The 23,923-nt window shown below is 56.2% G+C and carries 25 protein-coding genes, 7 tRNA genes, 1 other RNA gene and 1 pseudogene; 23 read left to right on the top strand and 11 right to left on the bottom strand.

What is annotated here, in order from left to right; translation table 11 throughout:
• Positions 1 to 19 precede the first annotated feature (19 nt).
• The 4 genes from DBQ51_RS01545 to DBQ51_RS01530 form a co-directional block, all read right to left on the bottom strand.
• Entirely contained in the window at positions 20 to 544 is a 525-nt protein-coding gene (locus DBQ51_RS01545; RefSeq protein WP_054326048.1) for an RNA polymerase sigma factor, read from the bottom strand.
• Between the two features lie 110 nt (positions 545 to 654).
• Positions 655 to 1,314, bottom strand: a complete 660-nt coding sequence (locus DBQ51_RS01540; RefSeq protein WP_107630569.1) for a hypothetical protein — start codon at positions 1,312 to 1,314, stop codon at positions 655 to 657.
• 7 nt (positions 1,315 to 1,321) lie between these two features.
• Positions 1,322 to 2,002: a hypothetical protein gene (locus DBQ51_RS01535; protein WP_107630568.1), complete on the bottom strand. Its 681-nt coding sequence runs from the start codon at positions 2,000 to 2,002 to the stop codon at positions 1,322 to 1,324.
• 95 nt (positions 2,003 to 2,097) lie between these two features.
• A complete protein-coding gene (locus DBQ51_RS01530) occupies positions 2,098 to 3,339 on the bottom strand; it encodes a 6-phosphofructokinase (RefSeq protein WP_054326045.1) in 1,242 nt (413 codons plus the stop codon).
• A 254-nt stretch (positions 3,340 to 3,593) separates the two neighbouring features.
• Between DBQ51_RS01530 and fba the strand changes: the two genes are divergently transcribed.
• The 17 genes from fba (at position 3,594) to DBQ51_RS01450 (ending at position 13,768) form a co-directional block, all read left to right on the top strand.
• Positions 3,594 to 4,562 (top strand): class II fructose-1,6-bisphosphate aldolase, encoded by a 969-nt coding sequence (gene fba, locus DBQ51_RS01525; RefSeq protein ID WP_054326044.1) that lies wholly within the window; start codon positions 3,594 to 3,596, stop codon positions 4,560 to 4,562.
• Between the two features lie 181 nt (positions 4,563 to 4,743).
• Positions 4,744 to 5,040: a YerC/YecD family TrpR-related protein gene (locus DBQ51_RS01520; RefSeq protein WP_054326081.1), complete on the top strand. Its 297-nt coding sequence runs from the start codon at positions 4,744 to 4,746 to the stop codon at positions 5,038 to 5,040.
• A complete protein-coding gene (locus DBQ51_RS01515) occupies positions 5,033 to 5,773 on the top strand; it encodes a class I SAM-dependent DNA methyltransferase (protein WP_107630567.1) in 741 nt (246 codons plus the stop codon). The genes DBQ51_RS01520 and DBQ51_RS01515 overlap by 8 nt, the downstream gene beginning before the upstream one ends.
• A gap of 6 nt (positions 5,774 to 5,779) precedes the next feature.
• Complete coding sequence (gene hslO / locus DBQ51_RS01510) at positions 5,780 to 6,661, top strand: Hsp33 family molecular chaperone HslO (RefSeq protein WP_107630566.1); 882 nt, start codon at positions 5,780 to 5,782, stop codon at positions 6,659 to 6,661.
• 84 nt (positions 6,662 to 6,745) lie between these two features.
• A tRNA-Asp gene (locus DBQ51_RS01505) sits at positions 6,746 to 6,822 on the top strand.
• Between the two features lie 32 nt (positions 6,823 to 6,854).
• Positions 6,855 to 6,930, top strand: a tRNA-Phe gene (locus tag DBQ51_RS01500).
• 7 nt (positions 6,931 to 6,937) lie between these two features.
• Positions 6,938 to 7,013, top strand: a tRNA-Gly gene (locus DBQ51_RS01495).
• 21 nt (positions 7,014 to 7,034) lie between these two features.
• Positions 7,035 to 7,108 (top strand) — tRNA-Cys (locus DBQ51_RS01490).
• 145 nt (positions 7,109 to 7,253) lie between these two features.
• Positions 7,254 to 7,946, top strand: a complete 693-nt coding sequence (locus DBQ51_RS01485) for a response regulator transcription factor (protein ID WP_107632109.1) — start codon at positions 7,254 to 7,256, stop codon at positions 7,944 to 7,946.
• Positions 7,943 to 10,009, top strand: a complete 2,067-nt coding sequence (locus DBQ51_RS01480; protein WP_107630565.1) for a sensor histidine kinase — start codon at positions 7,943 to 7,945, stop codon at positions 10,007 to 10,009. Before DBQ51_RS01485 ends, DBQ51_RS01480 begins: the two co-directional genes overlap by 4 nt.
• 294 nt (positions 10,010 to 10,303) lie before the next feature.
• Complete coding sequence (locus DBQ51_RS01475) at positions 10,304 to 10,681, top strand: GntR family transcriptional regulator (protein WP_054326038.1); 378 nt, start codon at positions 10,304 to 10,306, stop codon at positions 10,679 to 10,681.
• Positions 10,678 to 11,532 carry an ABC transporter ATP-binding protein gene (locus tag DBQ51_RS01470; protein ID WP_242977799.1) on the top strand — a complete coding sequence of 285 codons (855 nt, stop codon included), beginning with the start codon at positions 10,678 to 10,680 and terminating at the stop codon, positions 11,530 to 11,532. The genes DBQ51_RS01475 and DBQ51_RS01470 overlap by 4 nt, the downstream gene beginning before the upstream one ends.
• Positions 11,529 to 12,191 carry an ABC-2 transporter permease gene (locus tag DBQ51_RS01465; RefSeq protein ID WP_107630564.1) on the top strand — a complete coding sequence of 221 codons (663 nt, stop codon included), beginning with the start codon at positions 11,529 to 11,531 and terminating at the stop codon, positions 12,189 to 12,191. Before DBQ51_RS01470 ends, DBQ51_RS01465 begins: the two co-directional genes overlap by 4 nt.
• Positions 12,192 to 12,206: 15 nt before the next feature.
• The gene (locus DBQ51_RS01460; RefSeq protein WP_107630563.1) at positions 12,207 to 12,869 is read left to right on the top strand and encodes an ABC-2 transporter permease; all 663 of its coding nucleotides are present in this window, start codon (positions 12,207 to 12,209) and stop codon (positions 12,867 to 12,869) included.
• A 1-nt stretch (position 12,870) separates the two neighbouring features.
• Positions 12,871 to 13,008, top strand: a complete 138-nt coding sequence (locus DBQ51_RS16380) for a hypothetical protein (protein WP_159068024.1) — start codon at positions 12,871 to 12,873, stop codon at positions 13,006 to 13,008.
• An 18-nt stretch (positions 13,009 to 13,026) separates the two neighbouring features.
• Complete coding sequence (locus tag DBQ51_RS01455) at positions 13,027 to 13,248, top strand: hypothetical protein (protein ID WP_054326034.1); 222 nt, start codon at positions 13,027 to 13,029, stop codon at positions 13,246 to 13,248.
• A gap of 67 nt (positions 13,249 to 13,315) precedes the next feature.
• Positions 13,316 to 13,768 (top strand): TspO/MBR family protein, encoded by a 453-nt coding sequence (locus DBQ51_RS01450; protein ID WP_054326033.1) that lies wholly within the window; start codon positions 13,316 to 13,318, stop codon positions 13,766 to 13,768.
• 48 nt (positions 13,769 to 13,816) lie between these two features.
• Here the strand turns inward: DBQ51_RS01450 and rnpB are convergent.
• Positions 13,817 to 14,157: RNase P RNA component class A (gene rnpB, locus DBQ51_RS01445), an RNA gene on the bottom strand.
• Between the two features lie 107 nt (positions 14,158 to 14,264).
• Between rnpB and murD the strand changes: the two genes are divergently transcribed.
• Positions 14,265 to 15,626 (top strand): UDP-N-acetylmuramoyl-L-alanine--D-glutamate ligase, encoded by a 1,362-nt coding sequence (gene murD / locus DBQ51_RS01440; protein WP_107630562.1) that lies wholly within the window; start codon positions 14,265 to 14,267, stop codon positions 15,624 to 15,626.
• Between the two features lie 55 nt (positions 15,627 to 15,681).
• Here the strand turns inward: murD and DBQ51_RS01435 are convergent, their stop codons facing one another.
• Both DBQ51_RS01435 and DBQ51_RS01430 read right to left on the bottom strand, forming a co-directional pair.
• The gene (locus tag DBQ51_RS01435; protein ID WP_107630561.1) at positions 15,682 to 16,995 is read right to left on the bottom strand and encodes an MATE family efflux transporter; all 1,314 of its coding nucleotides are present in this window, start codon (positions 16,993 to 16,995) and stop codon (positions 15,682 to 15,684) included.
• Between the two features lie 155 nt (positions 16,996 to 17,150).
• The gene (locus DBQ51_RS01430; protein ID WP_107630560.1) at positions 17,151 to 17,768 is read right to left on the bottom strand and encodes a TetR/AcrR family transcriptional regulator; all 618 of its coding nucleotides are present in this window, start codon (positions 17,766 to 17,768) and stop codon (positions 17,151 to 17,153) included.
• 223 nt (positions 17,769 to 17,991) lie between these two features.
• Between DBQ51_RS01430 and DBQ51_RS01425 the strand changes: the two genes are divergently transcribed.
• From DBQ51_RS01425 to DBQ51_RS01405, 5 genes and pseudogenes are all read left to right on the top strand, one after another.
• Positions 17,992 to 18,076 (top strand) — tRNA-Leu (locus DBQ51_RS01425).
• Positions 18,077 to 18,104: 28 nt separating this feature from the next.
• Positions 18,105 to 18,190: transfer RNA gene (locus DBQ51_RS01420), tRNA-Leu, on the top strand.
• A gap of 237 nt (positions 18,191 to 18,427) precedes the next feature.
• Positions 18,428 to 18,715: pseudogene (locus DBQ51_RS01415) on the top strand (sigma-70 family RNA polymerase sigma factor); the annotation flags it as partial.
• A gap of 152 nt (positions 18,716 to 18,867) precedes the next feature.
• Positions 18,868 to 20,076 carry an amidohydrolase gene (locus tag DBQ51_RS01410; protein ID WP_242977798.1) on the top strand — a complete coding sequence of 403 codons (1,209 nt, stop codon included), beginning with the start codon at positions 18,868 to 18,870 and terminating at the stop codon, positions 20,074 to 20,076.
• 13 nt (positions 20,077 to 20,089) lie between these two features.
• A complete protein-coding gene (locus DBQ51_RS01405) occupies positions 20,090 to 20,905 on the top strand; it encodes a purine-nucleoside phosphorylase (protein ID WP_107630558.1) in 816 nt (271 codons plus the stop codon).
• A gap of 91 nt (positions 20,906 to 20,996) precedes the next feature.
• Here the strand turns inward: DBQ51_RS01405 and DBQ51_RS01400 are convergent.
• The 4 genes from DBQ51_RS01400 to modB all read right to left on the bottom strand — a co-directional run bounded on the left by DBQ51_RS01400 (position 20,997) and on the right by modB (position 23,922).
• Positions 20,997 to 21,073, bottom strand: a tRNA-Pro gene (locus DBQ51_RS01400).
• Positions 21,074 to 21,229: 156 nt separating this feature from the next.
• Complete coding sequence (locus tag DBQ51_RS01395) at positions 21,230 to 22,195, bottom strand: XdhC family protein (RefSeq protein ID WP_107630557.1); 966 nt, start codon at positions 22,193 to 22,195, stop codon at positions 21,230 to 21,232.
• An 18-nt stretch (positions 22,196 to 22,213) separates the two neighbouring features.
• Positions 22,214 to 23,254: a sulfate/molybdate ABC transporter ATP-binding protein gene (locus DBQ51_RS01390; RefSeq protein ID WP_107630556.1), complete on the bottom strand. Its 1,041-nt coding sequence runs from the start codon at positions 23,252 to 23,254 to the stop codon at positions 22,214 to 22,216.
• Positions 23,251 to 23,922 carry a molybdate ABC transporter permease subunit gene (modB, locus tag DBQ51_RS01385; protein WP_107630555.1) on the bottom strand — a complete coding sequence of 224 codons (672 nt, stop codon included), beginning with the start codon at positions 23,920 to 23,922 and terminating at the stop codon, positions 23,251 to 23,253. Before modB ends, DBQ51_RS01390 begins: the two co-directional genes overlap by 4 nt.
• Between the last annotated feature and the right edge of the window lies 1 nt (position 23,923).

The following is a 23,923-nucleotide window of genomic DNA, read 5'->3' as shown; positions in this document are numbered from 1 at the left end:
ATCCCTCCTCATATTGCGCTTATTCATCATAGTACCATCCTTTCAGGCTCTCGCGCAGCTTGTTGCGGGCACGGGACAGGCGGGCGGTGACGGTCGAGATATCCACATGGAGGATATCGGCGATCTCGCGCGCCTTGAGTTCCTGATAATAGTGCAGGATGATGACTTCGCGGTAAGGGCGGGAAAGCGCCAGAATGGCGCGGGGCAGGGTATCGTCCACATGAGGGTCATCTGCGGGGGCAAGCAGCGCGTCCAGTTCTTCGGCGGGCGCGCGGCGGCGCTTCCAAGGGGAGCGCAGATAGCTTTTGCATACGTTGATGGCGATGCGGGTGATCCAGGTCGTTTCGCTGCCCCCGCCGTGGAATTGTCCGGCGCTGCGCCACGCCTTGAGCATTGTCTCTTGTACTGCGTCCTCGGCTAAATGCACGTCTTTCAGATAAAGCGTACATAGGCGCAGCAGCTGGTCGCCCCAGTCGTCGAGCAGGCGCGCAAAACCGTCCTCGTCCTGTAGGTATGAGGGGGCGTTGCTTTCGACAGCTTCCACAGCGGCTCCACATCCTTTCCAAACATTTGACGCGTGAAAGGAGCGGATTACTGCAAGAAAAAAGAGACTTTTTTGAAAAGCCTCCTGAAAGCGGAAAAACGGTAACGCGGTCATAGCAGGCAAGTCTCGACCGCCGCATCGGGGGCGAGCGTGCGGATGTAGCCGGAAAGCCGGTTCAGCGCGTCCCGCAGCAGCTCCCGCGGCGTGTCCGGCGTGCCGAAAACAGGGTAAAACACATGAAAGCTTTCCGGACAGACACAGGTGCGCGTATCCGCGCCCGCGATCATGCTGAAGATGATCCCGCTGTGGTCGCGGCCGCACAGGTCGCCGGGATAGGTGTGCGTGCTGTCGCTGCGCATGCCGGCAAACGGTAGCCTGGCGTCAGGAGAGAACAGGGTGAGGGGGCCGTCCATACGGTCGATATCATGCGTGCCGGACAGGACAAACGTACACAGTTCGAGCAGGAATGGGACCTCAGTGATCGGGTTGACCTCCGGAAATGGGCGTCCCTTGAACAGGACGGATTCAAACTGCTGCATAACCGGATAGGTTTTCCGAAATTTCCGGAAAAAACGGAAATAAGGGTTTTCCCCAAAGACTGCCTTGCGGTTGTAATCTGCATAACAGGCCTTGCATGCGGAAAGTTCTTTTTCGGCAAGCGCACGGAACGCGGCTTCCTCCCATTCGCGCCGCGCGGGATAAACGACCTCGGCGATGCCGAAAGGAATGCCGCGAGCGGAAAAGGAGGCGTCTTGTATAATGTCTATCATACTTAGATCACCTTGATGGATGAAGATGTGCAGGGGAGTCGTAGCTGACAGGCGCGCCGGTCAAAACGTCGTAATAGTACCAGCGGTCGCCGTCCGCGAAAAAGTAAACGCCGAGCGGATTCTGTGACCGGTCGCCGGTGATGCGGCCTATAAAGCGCCCTCCCCCGGCTTCGCCGATGGGCGTGATTTGCTCCACGCTGACGGGATGCAGCACGGCAAGATAGAGCGCAGTGACAAGCGCTATGGAGAGATACAGCAGCAGCACCACGATGGCTACCCCATGCAGAGGAGTCTGTGTTCGCTGCTTCTTTTGGGGATGGCGGCATGGGATGTGCCGGTACAGTGCCGCAAGCAGCAGCAAAAGGAGCAGCAAGGCAAGCCACCAGACATACAGCAGATAGGGCAGCCGCCGCATCCCGCCCGGCTGATAAAAAAGCAGGAAAGCAAGCCCTGTGAAAACAAAAAAGATCAGCACATCGCCCGCGCGGGATGGTTTTCGCGGCGCGGCTTTGCCGCTGTTTAGGCAGCCTGCGATCAGCGCCGCCGGCGCGTAAAACCAAAAATAGTAGGAATTGGAAAGGACGGCGTCGTCATACTGGACGGAAACTTCAGTCAGATACAGGCTGGCAGCCAGCCATACAACCACTGATAAGGAGACAAGCAGAGGTGTAACATAGCGTTTGGTCATATAGGTTCCCTCCCCTTGAAAATAAAAACAGGCAGAGCCTGGCGGCTCTGCCTGTTTTCGGCATTGTTTCGCGCAGCAGAGCGCGTATTTTTGTTTTACGCTTCCGCCTTGATCTTCTTGAGGTTGGCAAAGCGCGGCAGGCCGTTCACTTTGGGGCCTACGTTTTCGCCGTTGATCAGCGGCATTGCGTACTCGATAAACTTTTCGTTTACGCCGTTGCCTTCTTCGTTGATCCAGTCGCGCGGCACCTTTTTCTCGGTGTTGGCAACCTGGCTCAGCGGCAGCAGCTCGATTTCGCACTTGTAGCCGTTCTCGTCGCGGGTACACTGGAAGCCCGGCATATAGTCGGTCTTGCCTGCTACCGCGTTTTCAACCGCAGCCTTGCCCGCCATATAGGACTCGTCCACGTCGGTCTTGGAAGCGCAGTGCGCCGCGCAACGCTGCAGCAGGGACAGCTCGATGCCGCGGACCTTGCAGCCAAGCTCGTTCTTGACCGTATCGGCCAGCATGGAGGCCAGACCGCCAAGCTGGGCGTGGCCAAAGCCGTCGGTCGCGGAGGTCTTTGCCTCGGATACGAAAGAACCGTCCGCATAGTGGATGCCTTCGGAAACCGCGACCAAGCAGTTGCCCTTCTCTTCATAAATGCGCTTGACGTCGGCCAGGAACTTCTTCATGTCGAAGTCGGTCTCCGGCAGGTAGACCAGATCCGGACCCGCGCCCATAGCGGTAGCCAGACCGGCCGCACCGGCCAGCCAGCCGGCGTGGCGGCCCATGATCTCGACGATGCAGACCATGCCGGTGTCATACACGCGCGCATCCTGGTAGATTTCCATGCAAGAGGTGGCGATATATTTGGCGGCGGAAGCGAAGCCCGGGCAGTGGTCGGTGCCGAACAGGTCGTTGTCGATCGTCTTCGGGATACCCATGACGCGGCACTCATAGCCGGACTTCATCATATACTTGGAAACCTTGTTGCAGGTATCCATCGAATCGTTGCCGCCGTTATAGAAGAAATAACGGATGTCGTACTTTTTGAAGATTTCAAGAATGCGCTTGTAATCGGTGTCGTCCACATCGGGATCGGCCAGCTTGTAGCGGCAGGAGCCGAGGGCAGAGGACGGGGTGTAACGCAGGAGCGCCAGCTCCTCGCGGTCTTCCTTATCGATATCGTACAGTTCGTCGTTCAGCAAGCCCTTGATGCCGTGCGCCATGCCGAAGACACGGGTGATGGACGGGTTGTCCAGCGCGGTTTCCAGCGCACCCAGAACAGAAGAGTTGATGACCGAAGTCGGGCCACCCGACTGGCCGATGACGCAAGCGCCTTTCAGTTCACTCATAATGATATACCTCCTAACAAAGTTGAGAATCAGGGCGCAATACTCTGCATTCTCTTTCATTCTAAAGGGTATCATAAAAACGCAATAAAATCAATGCAAATCCGAATTTTTTGGACAGGCTGCCGGACACGGGAACAGCAAGCAATTTTTGGTTGGTTTTTTGTGCGCTGGACTTGATTTTATGAATGTACCCTGCTAAAATAAAGGGAGAATTCAGCTTAGGCTAATTTGTTTGTTAGGAAAGGAAGTTTACCATGCCATTAGTTACTACTGCTGAGATGTTTAAGAAGGCCTATGACGGCGGCTACGCTGTCGGCGCTTTCAACGTGAACAACATGGAAATTGTTCAGGGCATCACCGAGGCCTGCCAGGAGCAGAAAGCCCCTGTTGTTCTGCAGGTTTCCAAGGGCGCGCGCGCTTATGCGAACCACACCTACCTCGTCAAGATGGTAGAGGCTGCGGTTATTGAGTGTCCGGATGTCCCGATCGCGCTGCATCTTGATCATGGTCCGGACTTTGAGACCTGCAAGGCCTGCATCGACGGCGGCTTTACCTCAGTTATGATCGACGCCAGCAGCAAGCCGTTTGATGAGAACGTTGAGATCACCAAAAAGGTCGTTGAGTATGCGCATGCGCACGGCGTTGTCGTAGAGGCTGAGCTGGGAACGCTGGCCGGCGTTGAGGACGACGTTAAGGTGTCCGCGGAGGATTCCTCCTACACCCATCCGGAAGAGGTTGAGGAGTTCGTCACCCGCACTGGATGCGACTCGCTGGCAATTGCGATCGGCACCAGCCACGGCGCTTATAAGTTCACGCCCGACCAGTGTACCCGCAACGAGCAGGGCATTCTGGTTCCGCCTCCGCTGCGCTTCGACGTTCTGGAAGAGGTATCTAAGCGCCTGCCGGGCTTCCCGATCGTACTCCACGGTTCCTCCTCGGTTCCGCAGGATTTCGTCCAGATGATCAACGCGCATGGCGGCAAGATGCCGGATGCGATCGGTATTCCGGAAGAGGAGCTGCGCCATGCCGCACAGCTTTCCGTCTGCAAGATCAATATCGATTCTGATATCCGTCTGGCGATTACCGCTACCATTCGCGAGTACTTTGACGCGCATCCGGATCACTTCGATCCCCGCCAGTACCTCAAGCCTGCGCGCCAGGCTGTCAAGGACATGGTCACCCACAAGCTGATCAACGTTCTGGGCTGCAACGGCAAGGCGTAAGCTGTAAATTGCAATAAGAACAGGCCGTATCCGTCAAGGATGCGGCCTGTTTTTCTCTTGAGGCAGCCTGTGCAGCGGTCAGGAGGGGCGGTTCGCTTTTTTCATACTTTACACTATGAAAGCGCTGTGCTATAATAAATACATCATAATGAGAAAGATTTTTCGAAAGGAGGAAATGGGGTTGAACCGAAAATTGAAAGACGAGGATATGGATATCCTTTTTCGAGGGATTTTGAAGCTCAAAACGGTAGAGGAATGCTACGACTTCTTTGAGGACCTGTGTACGATCGCTGAATTGCGCGCGATGGTGCAGCGCTTCCAGGTGGCGCGCATGCTGGATGAGGGGCGCATTTACAGCGACATTGTGCAGGAAACCGGCGCATCCACGGCGACGATTAGCCGCGTCAATAAATGTCTGGTGTATGGCTCGGATGGCTACCGCAGAATGCTGGACCGCCTGAAAGAAGACCATGAATAGTTATCAAACCCTGTCGGCATACTACGACCGGTTTACCGATGACGTGGGCTATGCGCGCTGGGCGGATTTTTTTGAGCGCCTGTTCGCGCGCGAAGGGATGCAGCCGAAGCTGGTGCTCGACCTGGCCTGCGGCACGGGAAGCCTGACCGGCATACTCGCCCAGCGCGGCTATGAGATGATCGGGGTGGATGCGTCGCCCGATATGCTGATGCAGGCCATGCAGAATACGATGAACTGCGATCTCAGGCCGCTGTTTCTCAATCAACGGATGGAGGCGCTCGACCTGTATGGTACGGTGGACGTATGCCTGTGCTGCCTGGACAGCGTTAATTATGTGACCGAGCCGGAAACATTACAGCAGGCGTTCGATCGGGTGCATCTTTTTCTCGAGCCGGGGAGCGGCCTTTTTGTGTTCGATATCAATACACCGGAAAAGTTCGCGCGCATGGACGGAAATTGCTATGTGCGGGAGGACGAGGATGTGTTCTGCGCATGGCAGGCCGCGGTGGAGGACGGATTGTGCGCCTATCAGTTCGATATTTTTGAGCGCAGCGGGGAAAACTGGACACGTGCGCAGGAAACGCATGAGGAGCGAATCTATACGGCTGAAACGCTGACCGCGATGCTGGAACGAGCCGGTTTCAGCGAAATCAAAATCTATGGGGATCAGGAATTTGCGCCGGTTCGTGGCGGCGAAGACCGGATTTATTTTACAGCACGAAAGAGAGATTAAAAATTTATGAGCGATTTATTACTCCGCGCGCTTGCCCGCGACGCAGGCATTCAAATTTCCGCAGCCAGAACGACCGGTCTGGTCGAACGCGCGCGGCAGATTCACAGCGCAACGCCGCTGGCGACCGCCGCGCTTGGGCGCACGCTGACTGCGACTGCGATCATGGGCAGCCAGCTTAAGACGCCGGACGGCTCCGTGACCGTACAGGTCAAGGGAAACGGCCCGCTGGGCACGATCGTCTGTGTGGGCGATGCGGATGGGTATGTGCGCGGCTACCTGCAGGACCCGTCGGCCGACCTGCCGCTGCGGGCGGATGGTAAACTGGATGTGGGCGGCGGCGTGGGTCGCGGCTACCTGATGGTTATTAAAGATATTGGACTGAAGGATCCGGTTACAGGGACAGTCGCGCTGGTAAACGGCGAGATAGCCGAGGATCTGACGCGTTATTTCGCGGAGAGTGAGCAGATTCCTTCCGCTTGCGCGCTGGGCGTGCTGGTGGATACCGACCGGACAGTAAAGTGTGCGGGCGGCTGGCTGGTGCAGCTAATGCCGGGCGTGCAGGACAAGGATATCGACCGGCTGGAGGCCAACCTTGCCAAGCTCCAGCCCATGACTGCCATGCTCGAACAGGGGGTGACCTTGGAGGAGATTATACAGGCGGTACTCGATGGGTTTGATGTGGATTTTTTGCAGACCGATGAGATCGGCTACCGCTGTGCCTGTAGCAGGGAAAAGGTCGAGCGTGCGCTGATCAGCATGGGGAAAAAGGAACTGTCTCAAATGGCGGCGGAGCAGGAAAAAAGCGAAGTGACCTGCCAGTTCTGCGATAAGATATATACCTTCAGCCGCGGGGAATTGCAGCAGCTTTTGGCGCACGCGGAAAAATGAAAAAATAGCAAAAAAACTGTTGACATTTTGCGTAATCTTCGATATAATAAAACTCGCCGCTGGTGAGTACGGCGGCGGCGATCCGGCCCGGTAGCTCAGTTGGTTAGAGCGCCAGCCTGTCACGCTGGAGGCCGTGGGTTCAAGTCCCATCCGGGTCGCCATTTCTTTGGTCGGAATCGGCTGAAGAAGATTTGCCTCTGTAGCTCAGTCGGTAGAGCAGGGGACTGAAAATCCCCGTGTCGGTGGTTCGATTCCGCCCGGAGGCACCATTTATATGCGGCTGTAGCTCATCTGGTAGAGCGCCACCTTGCCAAGGTGGAGGTAGCGAGTTCGAGCCTCGTCAGCCGCTCCATTACAATCCTTATACTGGAATGGTACCATAGCCAAGCGGTAAGGCGTGGGACTGCAACTCCCTGATCCCCAGTTCGATTCTGGGTGGTACCTCCAACTGAAAGAAGAGACGCCTTGGGGCGTCTCTTTTTTTGTATCCGGAAGAAAGCAAAATCTTAATAAAATCTCAAGAATTTTATAACGGAAATCAACAGAAAGCTCTGATAAGATAAAACGCAGAGGAGGGGAAAGCATGGAGCAATTGAAAATACTGGTGGTGGACGACGATAGGGAGATCGTGGACAGTATCGGGATATTTCTGAAAGCAGAAGGCTATGCGGTGGAAAAGGCATATAACGGCTTGGAAGCGCTCGATATCCTGATGAGCCGCACGGTGCATCTGCTGCTGCTTGACATTATGATGCCGGAAATGGATGGGATCAAGACGCTGCTCAAGGTGCGGGAGAGCAAAAATATACCAATCATTTTAATATCCGCAAAAAGTGAGGACGCGGACAAGATACTTGGCCTCACGGCGGGCGCGGACGATTATATCACAAAACCGTTCAATCCTTCCGAGATGGTTGCCCGCGTAAAAAGCCAGCTTCGGCGGTACACCCAGCTGGGCGCGATGCAGGTAACGGAAAAGCAGATTGCGATTCGCGGCTTGGTGCTGGATATCGAGAGCAAGATTGTGACGGTAGATGGGGAAAGCGTCCGGCTCACGCCGCTGGAATATAAAATACTGGAGCTGCTCTGCCGCCACCCGGGCAAGGTGTTCTCAACCGAGGAAATATACCGGCAAGTGTGGAACGACGAGATCGTGTCGGACAATGCAATTGCGGTACACATCCGTCATATTAGGGAAAAAATCGAGATCAACCCGAAAGAGCCGCGATACCTCAAGGTTGTATGGGGCGTGGGCTATAAGATAGAGAGGAGCGAAGGAGCATGACGGTGAAAAAGATATTCCGCAGCACAGCGGCAAAGCTGGTCGCGTTTCTGGTTGTTGTTGGCTGCGTGGCGGGCGCGGTCACGCAGGCCGAATATGGGATAATGAATATGCTTCGCTGGTCGAACGACAGCGAGCTGGTATACCGGCTGGAAGACCGGTTTGAGGATTCCCAATTGGTGAATGGTTTGGTCAGTACCACGGTAGCGGATTTAGACTACGCGCTGCACGAGGGGCTGGATCAGGAGACTTTCGACCGGCGGTTCAGTGGGGCGAATTTTATCGGCGACTATTATGGACGCATGGGCGACCGTGTACTGAAAAACAGCGATTTAACGGAGGAAGAGGCCGCGTCGTCCCTGTTTTTTGCCGTGGCGCAGGCGGACGGTACCTTGTATTTTAGTGGGGATTACATGTTTATGCCATTGCAGTATTCCTATGTCGATCCGTCGTCGGGAGTATACAGGGAAGAGGATGTGCCGGAAAACAGCGTGATCTATGTGCGCATCACAGAAGAACAGGCCGCGGAATATGCGGCGCAATGGTCGGCGCAGCGCGGCGCGTTGATGGGGATACTGCGTAACCTGGTCGTTTTGTGCCTGCTGGCGGTGATCGCGTATATCTGTCTGCTGTTTGTTACCGGACGCACAGGGGAGGACGAAGCTGTCCATCTGGTCACCATTGACCGCCTTTTTATCGAGCTTAATTTGCTGCTGCTGTTTGGACTGCCGATCGCGGCAGGGGCGTTCAATATCTATGTGATATTTGAAGGGATGCAGCAAAGGGACATGGGCGGCATGTGGTGGTTCCTGCTGCCGAGCATCATTTTGTTTATCGGCGCGTTCGCGCTGGCAGTCGAGCTGTCGCTTTCTCTGGTGCGGAATTTGAAAAACCGGAGCTTTGTACAGCACTCGTTCATTCTTAGGGCCTGCCGCTGGTGCTGGAGGACGGTTAAACGGCTCTGGTTCTGGCTGGCCGACCTGCTGCGCCGCGGCTGGCATGCCATTGGCCGCGGCGGGAACAGCGTATGGAGAAAAATCCTGAAAAATTACAAGACCCGCAATGTACTGCTGATATTTTTGGGATATTCGGTCATACTTTCCCTTCTGGCGATGATGTTCGGCCTGATGATAGATTACGGTGAGGGCGTTTTGGTCTTTATCCTCGGCGTGGTCTGGTTTGCGGCGGCGGCATGGTTCCTGCTCAGCCGTATCAATGGCTTTGAATGTGTTGTGGAAGCGTTGCGGCGTCTGCGCGGCGGCGAATTGGAATATAAGTTGGAAAACATGCCGGCCGGCGTCTTCTCCGAGATGGCGGAGGATATCAACTCCCTGGGCGACGGGATGCAGACCGCGCTGCAGAACGAGATCCGCGCGGAACGGATGAAGAGCGAGCTGATTACGAATGTCAGCCATGACCTGAAAACCCCGCTCACCTCTATCCTGAATTACGCCGACCTGCTGTGTCAGGAGCATTTGACGCCGGAGGAAGCAAACGACTATGCAAAAATCATCCATCAGAAGGGGCTGCGGCTCAAAAACCTGACGAGCGACCTGTTCGATATCTCCAAGGTACAGTCAGGCGCGGAACAGATGGAGTGCGAACGGCTGGACGCCTGCACGCTCGTCCGGCAGGCGCTTGGCGAACAGGACCAGTCGATCGTGGGAGGCAAACTGACGCTCAAGGTGGATATACCGGAGCATGAGGTGCCGGTCTGGGCGGATGGCAAAAAAATGTCCCGTGTGCTGGAAAACCTGATCGGGAACTGCGTGAAATACGCGTTGGCAGGTACGCGCGTCTTCGTTTCGGTTTACGAACGGGAGGAAACCACAGTGATTGAAATCAAAAACACCGCAAACTATGCGATGGATTTTGACGCGAGCGAAATCACGGAGCGGTTTGTCCGCGGCGACGAAGCGCGCTCGACTGAAGGGAGCGGCCTGGGGCTTGCGATTGCGAAAAGCTATGTGGAGGCCTGCGGCGGCACGCTGTCAGTCGATGTGGACGGGGATTTGTTTAAGGTCCGCATTCAATTCCCGCTCTATGCTTTACGCGGAGGAAAATAAGAAAGAGAAAAGGCAGCCGGTTTCCGGCTGCCTTTTCCTGTAAAAAGTAAAAAAGAAAGGTAAAAGGAGATAGCAAATTGTAAAAAATGTAAGTTGTCCGGTAACGCGGACGTAATGCCTGTATCGTTTGAAATCGGGACAATCCTGTCCGCGTTAAATAGTATAACGTGCTTTTTGCACAAACACAAGAAAAAGATTTCGTCATTTCAAACAAAAAATATTTTGAAGAACCCTCTTGACATGGCGTGACTATTGTATATAATGAGTATATACAAAACGGGAGGAGAGGATGGAATGGAGATAATCCTGTCCAATATGGATGGAACGCCGATTTATGAGCAGATCGTACGGCAGATCAAGGCCAAGATCGTCGGCGGGGAGCTGACTGCGGGGGAGGCTTTGCCCTCCATGCGCCTGCTGGCAAAGGAGCTGCGCATCAGCGTGATCACAACCAAGCGCGCCTATGAGGAATTGGAGCGGGAGGGTTTTATCATTACCCAGACCGGCCGCGGCAGCTTTGTCGCGCCGTGCAATACCGAGTTGCTGCGCGAGGAGCAGCTCCGCGTGGTGGAGGAACACCTGATAGCGGCGGTGCGCGCCGCCCATCTGGGCAATCTGGATAAGGCGGAGTTCCTGGGGATCGCGGAAACATTGTTTGAGGAGGAAACATGATGGAAAACGCATTGGAGATAAATGGGCTGTACAAGCATTATGATGGGTTTGCCCTGCAGGACGTGAGCTTTATGCTTCCGCGCGGCGTTGTGATGGGCTTCATCGGGGAAAACGGCGCGGGTAAGACCACCACGATCAAAGCGGTGCTCAACCTGATCCGGCGGGACGCGGGTGCGATCAAGGTGCTGGGGCTGGACAATATAGCAGAGGAGCGCGCGGTGAAGGAGCGTATCGGCGTGGTGCTCGAGGACGGCTGCTTCCTGAACACGCTGACCGCCCGGCATGTGGATGTGCTGATGGGCAAGGCCTATCAAAGCTGGCAGTCCGAGCAGTTCTTCCGCTTTATGGAACGCTTTGGGATCGACCGTAATAAAAAGATCAAGGATTATTCCAAGGGGATGCGGATGAAGGTTTCCATTGCGGCGGCGCTGTCGCACGGAGCGGAATTGCTGATTATGGACGAACCGACCAGCGGACTGGACCCTGTGGTGCGCGACGAGGTGCTCGACCTGTTCTACGATTTTATGCAGGAGGACAGCCACGCGATTTTGCTGTCCAGCCATATCACGAGCGATCTGGATAAGATCGCGGATCATATCACTTTTATCCATCAGGGGCGCGTTCTGCTGAGCGAGCCGCGTGACGAGCTGCTGGATACTTTCGGCGTGCTGCGCTGCACGGCGGAGCAGCTTTCCGCGCTGGAGCCGTCGGCCATGCGTGCGAAAAGGATTGGGGCGTTTGGCTGCGAGGCGCTGGTGCGCAGGGATAGTGTGCCGGCAAACTGGCCGGTCGAGGCCGCCAATATCGAGCAGATTATGCTGTTCCTGACCAGAGGGGAGGAGCAGCGATGAAAGCGATGCTGTATGCGGACTGGATGAACTTCCGGCAGTCTATCCGCTCGATTCTGTTCGTCTTGGTGGTGTTTGCCGCGACCGCGCTGGTGTGGAACAAGCTGATGTTTTTCAACTTTATCGTAGTGATGCTCAGCATCATGATACCGACGACGCTGTTCGCCGCAGATCAGGCGTATGGATGGAACCGCCTGAGCCTGTCGCTGCCCATTCTGCGGCGCGATGTGGTCGGCAGCAAATTTTTGATCGGCGTGCTGATCAACTTGGCACTGCTGGGGATCGGTTCGGCGCTGGCATCGGCATACTGCGTGTTTTATGACTCGTCAACCAGTCTAGCCGAGGTTTTGGCGGGCTTGCTCGTGTGCGAGGCGGTATCCCTGCTCCTGATGGGGGTGCTGATGGCGGTCACCTTTCGGTTTGGAATCGAAAAAGGCCGGTATATCGTTATGGCGTGCGTCTGGGTGCCGGTTTTGGGGATGTTTGTGCTCGAAAAGCTGCCCGGCTTTGGCGAGGTGTTCGAGGCGGCCGCCCGATGGCTGGATGCGGCGGAAGAAACGCGGCTCGGCCTGCTGATTACGGCGGCGGTAGCGGTCGGCGTCGCCGTATACCTTATCTGCTATCTGATCAGCCTGAAAATCTATCAAAGGACTGAGCTGTAAAGGAGAGAGCGCTCGATGAAAGCGATATTATATGCGGACTGGATGAATTTTCGCCTTTCCATCAAGTCCATGCTGCTTGCACCGGTGATTTTTCTGGTATGGGCGGTCATAGCCGAGCAGCCGATCTTTTTCTTTTCCATGCTTGTCGTTATGGGGTATATGTTCCCCAGTACAGCTTTTTCGGCGGAGCAGTCCGCCGGCTGGGACCGTCTGAGCCTGTCGCTGCCCATCCTGCGGCACGAGGTGGTGGCAAGCCGTTTTTTGCTGGCGCTGGCCGTCAATCTGACGCTGTTTGCGTGCAGTCTGGTATTTGCCACGTTTTACTGTCTGGCGCATGGGCAGCCGCAGGCGTTGATGGAAAATTATGTGTCCGTGCTGGCCTGTGAAGCGGTCGCGGTTATTATGATCGGTGTGGAGATGGCGGTAGCGTTTAAATGGGGCATCCAAAAGGCGGGGTATATCATGCTGGCTGCATTTTTTCTTCCGCTGGCGCTGGTGTTTGCCGCAGTAAGCCTGGAAATCCGGATACCGTTGCTGGCGGCAGCGGGACGCTGGCTTGCCGGAGTGGATGAAAGGCGCTTTGTCTTTTTGCTGCTGGGCTGTCTGTCGGTCGCGCTGATGGTATACCTGTTGTGTTATCGGGTCAGCGTGCGGCTTTACCGGAAAAAGGAGCTTTGAAATGAAGTTTTGCGAATACTGTGGAAAAGCCTGCGACACGGATGCGGAAACCTGTCCGGTTGCGGAGTACGAGGAGGATAGGAAGGTTACGGACGACGCGCTGGAGGTAACGAAAATGCTGCTGCTTGGCCTGCTCTGAGGGAAGGAGGGAACCGGTATGAAAAACGGCGCAAAATGCCCGAAGTGCGGCGGGACCCACAGCATCCGCATCTCTGATAATCCGTACCGCTATGCCAGCGGAAACAATATTTACACGACAAGGGCGACGCTGCTCGGCAAGGTACCGGTGATCCGCTATGTCTGCTATGACTGCGGCTATGTTGAGAACTGGGTGGAAAAACCGGAGGAGCGGGAAAAACTGCGGCGCACCTTTGGATAGAGAAAAATACATAAACGCCGGAAAAGCTCCATACCCTGAAACAGCAGGGGAAAGGAGCTGATGCAAATTGCTGGTTGCCAGTATTTTGCTGCCGCTTGCGGTCGGTGGGCTGTCCGCATGGCTCACCATGGGCAGCATGGACCAGTATGGGGCTTTGATACAGCCGCCGCTTGCGCCGCCGGCATGGGTGTTTCCAGCGGTATGGACGGTGCTATATATTCTGATGGGGGTCGCGTGCTGGTTGGTCTGGAAATCGGACGCGGCGCGTCAGGACAAGAAGCGCGCGCTGACACTGTACGGTGGACAGCTTGCGGTAAATTTTGTCTGGCCGTTACTCTTCTTTGGCCGCGGCTGGTATGGGGTGTCGTTCCTGTGGCTGCTGCTTCTGCTTGCGCTGGTACTGGCTGCCGTGGCGGCGTTTGGCAGGATACGGAAGTTGGCGGCATGGCTGCTCGCACCCTACATCCTGTGGCTGTTGTTTGCCGGATATCTGAATTGCGCCATCTGGCTGCTGAACTGATAGGGAAGAAAAGGAAAAAGCGCTCCGTATGGAGCGCTTTTTTGACGTGTCATGACTGGTGCTGTAAGCCGGGTTCTGTATTGGACGGTCATCTATCTGGGACGCGCGTCGCCGCGCGCCTCAAGCCGCCAGTCGGGACGGACGGGCCGCCCATAGTCCCTGTCGGCGTTGCTGCGGATAGAGTTTACAGGCCCCCCATGTTGCCATGGGGCGCGGTGAGCCCTTACCTCGCCTTTCCACCCTTACCGAGTCTTCATTACGGAGACGCGGCGGTATTTCTCTGTTGCACTATTCCTGGGGTCGCCCCCGGCGGACGTTATCCGTTATCCTTGCCCTGCGCAGCCCGGACTTTCCTCATGCGTAACGCACGCGACCGTCTGCACCAGTCACGGTATCCAGTATACCCCAAAAAAGCGTTCCCGTCAAACCTGTACTTGCAAAATTGGATGAAATCGGTTATACTGTACATCGAGAAAAAGGCGGTGGACGCATTATTATGACAGCTTTGGAACAATATCTCGGCGGCCTGTCGGATAAACGGGTCGGCGTAATCGGCGCGGGCGTTAGCAATATGCCGCTCATCCGCATGTTGCGCGCGGCGGGAGTCTGTGTGACGGTACATGATAAAAAGACCCCGACAGAGCTTGGCGACGGCTATGCAACGCTGGCGACGCTGGGCGTGGACTTCGTGCTGGGCGAGCATTACCTGGAAGCGCTGGACGAGGACGTGATCTTCCGCACGCCGGGCGTGCATCCGCGTTTTCTGGAAAATGCGCGGCAGAATGGCTCGGAGATCACAAGCGAAATGGAGCTTTTCTTCGCGGTCTGCCCGTGTCCGATCATCGGTATCACAGGCTCGGACGGCAAAACGACCACGACAACATTGGTGAGCGAAATGTTAAAGCATGCGGGCTACACCGTGCATCTGGGCGGCAACATCGGCACACCGCTGTTGCCGCGCGTAAATGAGATGCAGGAAAGGGATCTTGCTGTTGTCGAGCTTTCGTCGTTCCAGCTCATGGGGATGCGGCATTCGCCGCACATTGCGGCGATTACCAATCTGACGCCCAACCACCTGGATTACCACAAGGATTTTGACGAGTATGTGCAGGCGAAAACGGCTATTTACCTTAACCAGAAAGCGGATGACCGTTTGGTGCTCAATCTGGATGACGAGGTTACCCGTTCGCTGCACGCTTCCGGCAACCTGTTCTGCACCAGCAAAACGCAGGAGCTTGCGAACGGTGTGTTTCTGAAAGATGATATGCTGTATATTTCGGAGGACGGTACGCGCCGTGCGCTGATGTCGGCGGCGGATATCCGTATTCCCGGCGCGCACAACGTATACAACATGATGATGGCTGCGGCCGTTGTGCAGGGGTATGTGCCGGACGACGATATCCGCGCGGTTGCGACGACCTTTGGCGGGGTGGAGCACCGGATCGAATTCGTGCGGGAAAAGGACGGCGTCAAATATTATAACGATTCGATTGCTTCCAGCCCAACGCGCACGATCGCTGGCCTGGAATCCTTTCAGCAGAAAGTGATCCTGATTGCGGGCGGCTATGATAAACACATCCCTTATGATGTGCTGGGCGGGCCGATCTGCACCCATGTCAAGACCCTGATCCTGACCGGCGCGACCGCACCAAAGATACGCGACTGCGTGCTGGCGGCCGAAGGGGAACACCCGCCGATCATTGAGGTTCCGGACCTCGAAACCGCCGTGCGCGAAGCACAGGCGCAGGCGCAGTCGGGCGATGTGGTCATCATGAGTCCAGCCAGCGCGTCATTTGACCGGTTCAAAAATTTTATGGAGCGCGGCAAGCTGTTCAAATCACTGGTGGAAGCGCTTTAAAATCGTATGTGAGCAAAATGAAAAGACAGCCTCCGGTTATCCGGAGGCTGTCTTTTTACGCAGTGCGACGGAACGCTTTCGCAGCGCATACGGCGGTGAACAGGAAAGTGAACAGCTCGGTTGCCGGAAAGGCGACCCAAACGCCCGTGATACCGAACCATGCGGTCAAAAGGAAGAGGAACGGCACAATTGCGATTACGCCGCGGAGCATGGAGAGCAGGAATCCCTGTGCGGAACGCCCTGACGCGCTGAAAAAGATAGAAGAGACGATATTGCAGCCGGCGAACCAAAAGCCGCAGAAATAGATGCGCAGTCCGGTGACCGCGTAGCCGGCGAGGACCGCGTTGTTTTCGCTGTTGAACACTGCGGTAATGGGGGCGGCAAATACGAAAACCAGCACATAAAGCAGCGTGGCAATCGCGAGCGATGACGTGATGCCGTACCGGTAGAAACGGCGAAGCGCGCCGTGGTCGTTCAGGCCGCTGCTGTGGCTGACAAGGGGCTGCATGCCGGTCGACAGGCCTTGAAAGATCGCGATGGCCACCAGAGCCAGATTGGCGACGATACCGTATGCCGCAACGCCGGTATTGCCGGAAATCCGCAGCAGGACGAAATTGAATAAAAACAGCACGACGGCGGAGGAAAGCTCCCCGACGAAAGAAGAGATGCCGGACGCGCAGATCGAAGCGAGCAGGCGGCCCTGCGGCCGCACTCGGCACAGATGAAAGCCGCGGACAGGGCTGCGCAGATGGCCGGAAAGGATCAGCAGACTGATAATTGGGGAAAGCCCAGTGGCGAAAGCCGCGCCAAACATGCCCCAGTCGCAGGGGAAAATGAATACATAGTCCAAAACAACATTGGACAGGCTGCCGACTATCATACCGCACATAGCGCGCCCAGGCGCGCCGTCATTGCGGACAAAGGAAAGTAATACATTGTTCATCACAAAAAAAGGCGCGAAACTAAGTAGGGTGCGCAGATAAACGCTGGTCAGGGGAAATGTGTCGGCATCTGCGCCTAAAAGACGAGAAACCGGCGCCGCGCCAGCCAGCCCGATCAGCATAAAAAGCAGGCCTACTGCAAGGCCGAGTCCGACGGCATGCGTAAACGCGCGATCCGCGGATATGTTGTCGCATTGGGCGCAGCTGACGGTATAGCGGGTCGCGCCACCGACACCAATCATCAACCCCAGGCCGTTGAGTAGATTGTAGGCGGGGATAGCGATGTTGAGAGCGGCAAGCCCGTTCGCGCCCATCCCGCAGGAGACGAAAAAGGTATCCGCAAGGATATAGCAGGAAAGCCCCAGCATGCCAAGCACGTTCAGTGAGGCGTAGCGCCCGAAGGAGCGCAGATCAGCAGTATGTTCCATTTTGATGTTCTCCTTTAACCAATAAAAAACGCCAGCGCTTTCTATCTTCTAAGGCCTACGATAGAAAGTCTGGCGCAGCAATTTTTATCCGGCGATAAAAACGCGAGCATATTTGGTTTGCAGCTTTTTTAATATAGCACCCTGCGAAAAGCTTGTCAAGATAAATTGAGAACCCCAGCGTCAGGGCGAAGGAAAAGCGGTGAAATGCCGCTCATGCCATGCGTAATCAGCGTATGGAGCAGTTCCACGGTTTGCTCGGCTGTCATATCAGGCGCGTCGCCGCGCAACCAGGATGACAGCAGGGATATGACGCCGGGGAGAGTATAGGAATAAATCAAAAACTTATAGCTGCGGGAGCTCTCCGGCATGAGCAAGTCCCATCCCTGCTGGAAAGCGTTGAAGAGCAACTGCTGCAGGCGGCGGATAAAGCGGGGATCACCCTGCTCGCCGGTAAGCGCATACAACAGCTTGGGAATGCGCGGTGTTTGCTGTAGAAGCTTTAGAAAGGCTACCAGCTCCTCGAACACATGCTCATGAGGCGCACGGGAAAACTCCTGCTCGATATGGTCGATGATATTATTTTCAATTTCGACCAGAAGCGCATCGACATCCCGATAGTGAAGGTAGAACGTGCTGCGGTTGATATCGGCCCGCGCGCAGATATCGGTCACGGTGATATCGGATAACGGCTGTTCGGTAATCAAATCAATAAAGGCGTCGCGCAGCGCGTTGCGCGTATAGAGCACACGGCGGCTGACTTTCTTTTCTGGCATGATGCGGTTCCTCCTGACTGTTGCTATTCTATCAGGATGAATAGGAAAAGTCAACGCTGTGTTGAAAAGAAGACGTAGCGTGGATGAAATTTAACGGATTTTTAGCACACAGAATTCTTTGTTGTCTGGGAAAATTTTTGAAAAAAGCTGTTGACAAACTTCGTTCTATTCGATATAATACATATTGTCGCTGACAGTGAGGCGACTCGATGAGAAAGCAAATGCGAGTGTGCTGGAACTGGTAGACAGGCACGTTTGAGGGGCGTGTGTCAATCGACGTACGGGTTCAAGTCCCGTCACTCGCACCACTCTCTCAGGTGCGAGACAAGAGAATATGCGGATGTGGCGGAATGGCAGACGCGCTAGCTTCAGGTGCTAGTGTTCGCAAGGACGTGGGGGTTCAAGTCCCCCCATCCGCACCAAAAGACCACCGACGGCTGTCGGTGGTCTTTTTCCTTTGCTGCCTTGCGAATACGGATGAAATAAGGTAAAATAAAAGTGGAAGCGGCTGAGAAATATTTTCCGGCCAAGCATATCCGGACGGAAAATCCGGTCGAAGCATGTCGGCTGGCAAAAAATTTCGTCGGTATATTCTTTCCGAACCGCGGGGAAAATCCTGATAGAACGCACAACCTGTGCATGAGGCAGGAGGATTTTCCATGCAAACCAAAGTAGAGATCTGCGGGGTAAATACATCAGGGCTGCCGGTGCTGTCGGCCAAAAAGACCGACCAACTGCTGCTGCGCGTGAAGCAGGGAGACAAGCAGGCGAGGGACGAGTTGATCCAAGGTAACCTGCGGCTGGTTTTGTCAGTCGTGCAGCGCTTTCAGGGCCGCGGTGAATCGCCGGATGATTTGTTTCAGGTGGGCTGTATCGGGCTGATGAAATCGATCGATCATTTTAACACCGATCTCGGCGTGCGTTTTTCCACCTATGCCGTGCCGATGAACGTTGTTTGGGGAAACCTCCAACCAAATGAAAAAAGACCGCGCCATACATACCCAAGGTAAAGGAGAAAACAATGCTGTTCTGTAACATTGATGTACTGGATGAAGGCTTCATTTTGAAAAGGGGGCAATATGTAGGAACAAGGGATGGTATGATAGATTATATCGGGCCGGCCGCGCCGGACGCGGATTATGGTGAGCGGTACGATGGGCGTCACCGTTTGCTGCTGCCCGGCTTCTACAATGTACACAGCCATGCGCCCATGACCCTGCTGCGCGGCTATGCGGAGAACCTCCCGCTGCAGCGCTGGCTGAATGAAAAGGTCTTTCCATTTGAGGATAAGCTGGATGATGAGGCCGCTTACCACGGCACACAACTTGCGATTGCTGAAATGCTGGCCTGCGGCACGGTGTCATTCACGGATATGTATTTCTTTCTGGATGGGATGACTAGGGCGATTCTGGAAAGCGGCATCAAATGTAATTTGAGCAGGGGGCTTACCGTGTTTGACGACAGTTCTTACGAAGCGCTGCCGGCATATCAGGATAACCTGCGGCTGCTGGGCGAGTGGAACGGCGCGAATCAGGGTCGGCTGCGGGGCGACCTGTGCATCCACGGAGAGTACACCTCGACCCCCAAGGTTGTGGAGGCGGTTGCCGCGCAGGCCGGGGCATGCGGCGCGCGGATGCATATTCATCTTTCGGAAACACAGGAGGAGCATGAGGCGTGCAAGCAGCGGCACGGCATGACGCCGGCGGCCTATATGCAGGCACACGGCATATTCGACGTGCCGACCACAGCGGCGCACTGCGTTTGGCTGGAGGGGGAAGACTTCGACATCCTCAAGAAGCATGGCGTTACCGTTGCCTGCTGTCCGGCCAGCAATCTCAAACTCGCGTCAGGCTATGCCAATGTACCCAGGATGCTCGATATGGGTATTAACGTCGCGTTGGGTACGGATGGCGCGGCCTCCAACAATAATCTTAATATCCTGCAGGATTTGTACCTGTTTGCTGTGGCATATAAAGGGTATTATCGCGATGCGACGTTAATTACTCCCGCGCAGGCGCTGTATGCGGCGACACGCGCAGGCGCTTTGTCACAGGGACGGACGGACAGCGGCCTTCTCAAAGTTGGCTGCAAGGCCGACCTGTGCGTCATCAATACGGATACGCCGCAGTTCACACCCATGACGGATGCGGCCTGCAACGTGGTATATGCGGCGCAGGGGGCGGATATCCGGCTGACGATGGTGGATGGCGAGGTATTATACCGCGACGGTTCGTATACCACGATCGATCTGGAAAAGGTTAAGGCAGAGGTACGGTTACGTACCAGCCGGATTTTGTCCGCACTGTAAGGGGGCATATCGTATGAAAAAAACAAAAGTGGATGAATCGACGGATTATTTGAAAAGCAGGCTGCCGTTTGTGCCGGAAATCGGATTGGTTCTTGGATCCGGACTCGGCCCGATGGCGGAGGAGCTGGAAGTTGCGGTGTGTATCCCGTACGGAGAGATACCGCATTTTCGGGTATCCACCGCGCCGGACCATACCGGACGTTTGATCTGCGGTATGCTGGAGGGGAAAAAGGTTCTTTGTATGCAGGGGCGCCTGCACGGCTACGAGGGCTATGCGCCCGAGGAGATCGCGTATCCGGTCTATGTAATGAAAGCGCTTGGCGTGCGCGCGCTGGTGCTGACGAATGCGTCGGGGGGGATCAATACATCGTTTTCGGTCGGCGATCTTATGCTGATTGAGGATCACATCAATATGACGGGAAAAAGCCCGCTCACCGGACCGAATGACGACAGCTTGGGCGTGCGCTTTCCGGATATGACGTTTGCGTATGCACCTGCTTTGCGGGATACCGCACGAAAGGCCGCATTATCCTGTGGTGTGACGCTCCGGTCCGGCGTTTACTGCGGCGTGAATGGGCCGCAGTTTGAAACACCTGCGGAAATCCGGATGTTTCGCGCGATGGGAGCCGATGCGGTTGGGATGTCCACGGTATTTGAAGTGGTCGCAGCGGCGCACTGCGGCTTGCCGGTAGCTGCGGTTGCAATGATCACCAATATGGCGGCGGGGGTTTTGATGCAGCCGCTTTCTGGCGCGGAGGTCAATCAGATTGCGGAACAACGCGGGGGAGAATTCCGGCGCTTCATGCACTGTCTGATAGCGGGATTATGACCGAAGCACCGTGTGAAAAAAGCGGGTCCATTCTGGACCCGCTTTTTCCTGCGTAAAACAAAAAGGTTTTGCAAGATGCAAAACCTTTTTATGGTCGAGGTGACAGGATTTGAACCTGCGGCCTCTTCGTCCCGAACGAAGCGCTCTACCAAGCTGAGCCACACCTCGAATTATATCCGTCGCAATGTTTTCCAACCGTGACAGCTTTTATATTATATCTCGGATAAGCAGATATGTCAAGACTTTTTCCACAAGTTTTAAAAAACAGGAAGAGCGGGACAGAGCGAGGAACTAAGCGGGAGGAAATGCGGCGGCCGCTGCCGCTCACAGCTTGGCGGCGGTCTTTGAGCTGCGCCATGCGATGAGTTGCGCGGCAATCGATACCGCAATCTCTGCGGGGGTCTGCGCGCCGATAGCAAGTCCGATCGGCGTGATGACACGCTGCCGCACATGGAGGAAGCCCTCGCTTTCCAATAGGGAAAAGACTGACTCCCGCTTGCGACGGCTGCCCATTACGCCGATGTAGGAAGCGGGGGTGGAGAGGGCGAAACGGAGCGCGTCCGTATCCCCTTCGTGGCCGCGCGTCATGATACAGAAGGCATCGTCGGCGGCAGGGGAAAGCGGACCGGCCAATGTTTGGGTGAGTAGGGAAAATGGGATGCAAAGGGTATGCTCGGCATGAGGGAAACGTTCCGGCGAGCAGAACGCCGCGCGGTCGTCAATGACAATATGGCGAAACTCCAGATGATACAGGAGCGGGGAAAGGGCGAGTGACACATGCCCGCCGCCCAGCACAAACACCCGACCGGCATCAGATAAGGGGATCGCCAGGACTGGACGCTCTTCCAGAAGGACGACAGCGGGGCAGGAGAGGATGGACTGCACCTGCGAGAGTAGAGGCGCGGAGCCGTCCAGCGGCAGGCAGAATCGGACAGGCGGGACAGCACGGAAACTGTCCACGGCCTGCTGCAGCGGCGCAGCGTCGGTAAGCGGGGTAAAAAGAACCTCGGCAGTACCGCCGCATACCATGCCCAAGCTACCCGCCTGCCGGTTGTCCAGCACAAAGGCTTCACAGCGCGGTACGGTAAGGGCGGACGAGGCGATCGCAAGGCAGCGATGCTCAAGCAGTCCGCCGCCGATTGTGCCGCACAGCAGGCCGTTTTCTCCAACGAGCATCAGGGCGCCGGCCTTGCGCGGCGTGGAACCGGTGGAGCGGACGATGGATACCAGCATCGCGGGCCGGCCGGCCTGTATTTCACACAGCGCGGTTTGCAGCAGTCGTTCGATCATGCGGGATACCCTCCGTTTTCAAGTCAGCAGCAATACATGCTCAGGCGCGATGCCGAGCGAATCAGGGAGCGCGGCCGGCTTCCTGTCCTTGGGGAAGCGCCACCAGAGCGCAGGCGCGCTTGCGGCTTGGCTCTGGTAGCGGAACAGCAGGATCCATTCAAACGGCTCTTCCAACTCGTCTGCCCATAACACGGGCAAGCGGTTGGACGGAACCTGCGGTTGGAAAGCATGCGCGCGCAGGCCGACCGCTTTCAGGTTGTCCGGCACAGGCTGCGCGGCAGTCAGACAGACGCCCCAGTCGAGCGCCTCGACGGTATATGCGCCCGCTTTGACCGCGCGGGAGATATTTTTGCAACCGGTCAGACGTGCGGCGGCCTCGCTGCCAGGGGCGGCAAAAACCTCTTTAGTGCCGCCCGCGCGCAGGATACGGCCATCCTCCATAATGCACAGACGGGTGCAGAGGTGATAGGCTTCGTCACGGCTGTGCGTCACCATCACCGCCTGCCGCCCGTAGGAGCGCAGCAGGGACATGAACTGGGGCTGGAGCTGGTCGCGTAAATGGCTGTCCAGCGCGGAGAACGGCTCGTCCAGCAGCAGCAGGCGCGGCTGGCTGACCAGCATGCGGGCAAGCGCTGCCCGCTGCGCCTGTCCGCCCGAAAGCTGGGCTGGGCGGTGTTTTTCCAAACCGGTGAGCTGCAGCATTTCGAGCGTTTCCCGCAGGCGCCGCTGGCGGGTGGCCTTATCCTTTTCCGCGTGCAGGCCGCACAGGATGTTTTTTTCCACCGTCATATGGGGAAACAGGGCATAGTGCTGGAACAGATAGCCAACCTGCCGTTTTTGCGGCGGCAGGTTGATGCCGCGAGCGGAATCGAACAGCGTTTCACCGTCGAGCACGATCCAGCCTTCGTCCGGCTTTTCCACGCCGGCGATACATTTGAGCGTCATGCTTTTGCCGCAGCCGGAGGCGCCCAGCAGGCCGGTAACAGCGTCCGCAGTCTTAAACGAAGCGTTTAATGTGAAGGAGCCCAGCCGCTTGCGGATATCGACAAATAAGTTCACCCGACATGTCCTCCTTTCCGCTGGCGACGCTCAAGCAGGCTCACGGTCAGCAGCACCGCTGCCGAGATCGCAAGGTTGACCAGTACCCAGTAAAATGCGTGCAGCTCGTCGCCGGTGCGCCACAGCTGATAGACGGTGGTGGAGATGGTCGCGGTACGGCCGGGCGTATAGCCGATCAGCATACTGGTCGCGCCATACTCGCCCAGCGCGCGGGCGAACGCCAATACGACGCCCGCGAAAATCCCCTGCCTGCAGGCAGGCAGCCGGATACGCCAGAATATGTAACAATTGGAGAGACCAAGCGTCTGCCCAGCCTGCGCTAAGGTCTCGTCGAACGCTTCAAACGCGCCGCGCGCGGTGCGGTACAGTAGGGGAAACGCGACGACCGCCGCCGTGATTACACCGCCGTACCAGGTCATCACGAATTTTATTCCGACGCTTTCCAGCGCCATGCCCAGTGGCCGCCGGCTGCCGAACAACAGCAGCAGAAAATATCCGACGACCGTAGGCGGCAATACGAGCGGCAAGGTCAGTATCATGTCCAAAACGCCTTTGAGCGCACGGGGCAGGCGCACGGCGTAGTATGCCGCCGCGATGCCTGTAAAGAATACCAGCACGATGCTGATCGCCGCGATGCGCAGCGAGTTCCAAAGCGGATACCAGTCCACC

The sequence above is a fragment of the Agathobaculum massiliense genome (genome assembly GCF_900291975.1).
Classification (GTDB): domain Bacteria; phylum Bacillota; class Clostridia; order Oscillospirales; family Butyricicoccaceae; genus Agathobaculum; species Agathobaculum ammoniilyticum.
This window is presented reverse-complemented; position numbering and strand designations above follow the sequence as displayed.

Bases quoted from the DNA above. Each gene is read 5' to 3' on its own strand.
- DBQ51_RS01540 (WP_107630569.1), bottom strand. From the start codon at position 1,314: ATGATAGACATTATACAAGACGCCTCCTTTTCCGCTCGCGGCATTCCT.
- DBQ51_RS01535 (WP_107630568.1), bottom strand. From the start codon at position 2,002: ATGACCAAACGCTATGTTACACCTCTGCTTGTCTCCTTATCAGTGGTT.
- DBQ51_RS01530 (WP_054326045.1), bottom strand. From the start codon at position 3,339: ATGAGTGAACTGAAAGGCGCTTGCGTCATCGGCCAGTCGGGTGGCCCG.
- fba (WP_054326044.1), top strand. From the start codon at position 3,594: ATGCCATTAGTTACTACTGCTGAGATGTTTAAGAAGGCCTATGACGGC.
- DBQ51_RS01515 (WP_107630567.1), top strand. From the start codon at position 5,033: ATGAATAGTTATCAAACCCTGTCGGCATACTACGACCGGTTTACCGAT.
- hslO (WP_107630566.1), top strand. From the start codon at position 5,780: ATGAGCGATTTATTACTCCGCGCGCTTGCCCGCGACGCAGGCATTCAA.
- DBQ51_RS01480 (WP_107630565.1), top strand. From the start codon at position 7,943: ATGACGGTGAAAAAGATATTCCGCAGCACAGCGGCAAAGCTGGTCGCG.
- DBQ51_RS01475 (WP_054326038.1), top strand. From the start codon at position 10,304: ATGGAGATAATCCTGTCCAATATGGATGGAACGCCGATTTATGAGCAG.
- DBQ51_RS01470 (WP_242977799.1), top strand. From the start codon at position 10,678: ATGATGGAAAACGCATTGGAGATAAATGGGCTGTACAAGCATTATGAT.
- DBQ51_RS01465 (WP_107630564.1), top strand. From the start codon at position 11,529: ATGAAAGCGATGCTGTATGCGGACTGGATGAACTTCCGGCAGTCTATC.
- DBQ51_RS01460 (WP_107630563.1), top strand. From the start codon at position 12,207: ATGAAAGCGATATTATATGCGGACTGGATGAATTTTCGCCTTTCCATC.
- DBQ51_RS16380 (WP_159068024.1), top strand. From the start codon at position 12,871: ATGAAGTTTTGCGAATACTGTGGAAAAGCCTGCGACACGGATGCGGAA.
- DBQ51_RS01455 (WP_054326034.1), top strand. From the start codon at position 13,027: ATGAAAAACGGCGCAAAATGCCCGAAGTGCGGCGGGACCCACAGCATC.
- murD (WP_107630562.1), top strand. From the start codon at position 14,265: ATGACAGCTTTGGAACAATATCTCGGCGGCCTGTCGGATAAACGGGTC.
- DBQ51_RS01435 (WP_107630561.1), bottom strand. From the start codon at position 16,995: ATGGAACATACTGCTGATCTGCGCTCCTTCGGGCGCTACGCCTCACTG.
- DBQ51_RS01430 (WP_107630560.1), bottom strand. From the start codon at position 17,768: ATGCCAGAAAAGAAAGTCAGCCGCCGTGTGCTCTATACGCGCAACGCG.
- DBQ51_RS01410 (WP_242977798.1), top strand. From the start codon at position 18,868: ATGATAGATTATATCGGGCCGGCCGCGCCGGACGCGGATTATGGTGAG.
- DBQ51_RS01405 (WP_107630558.1), top strand. From the start codon at position 20,090: ATGAAAAAAACAAAAGTGGATGAATCGACGGATTATTTGAAAAGCAGG.
- DBQ51_RS01395 (WP_107630557.1), bottom strand. From the start codon at position 22,195: ATGATCGAACGACTGCTGCAAACCGCGCTGTGTGAAATACAGGCCGGC.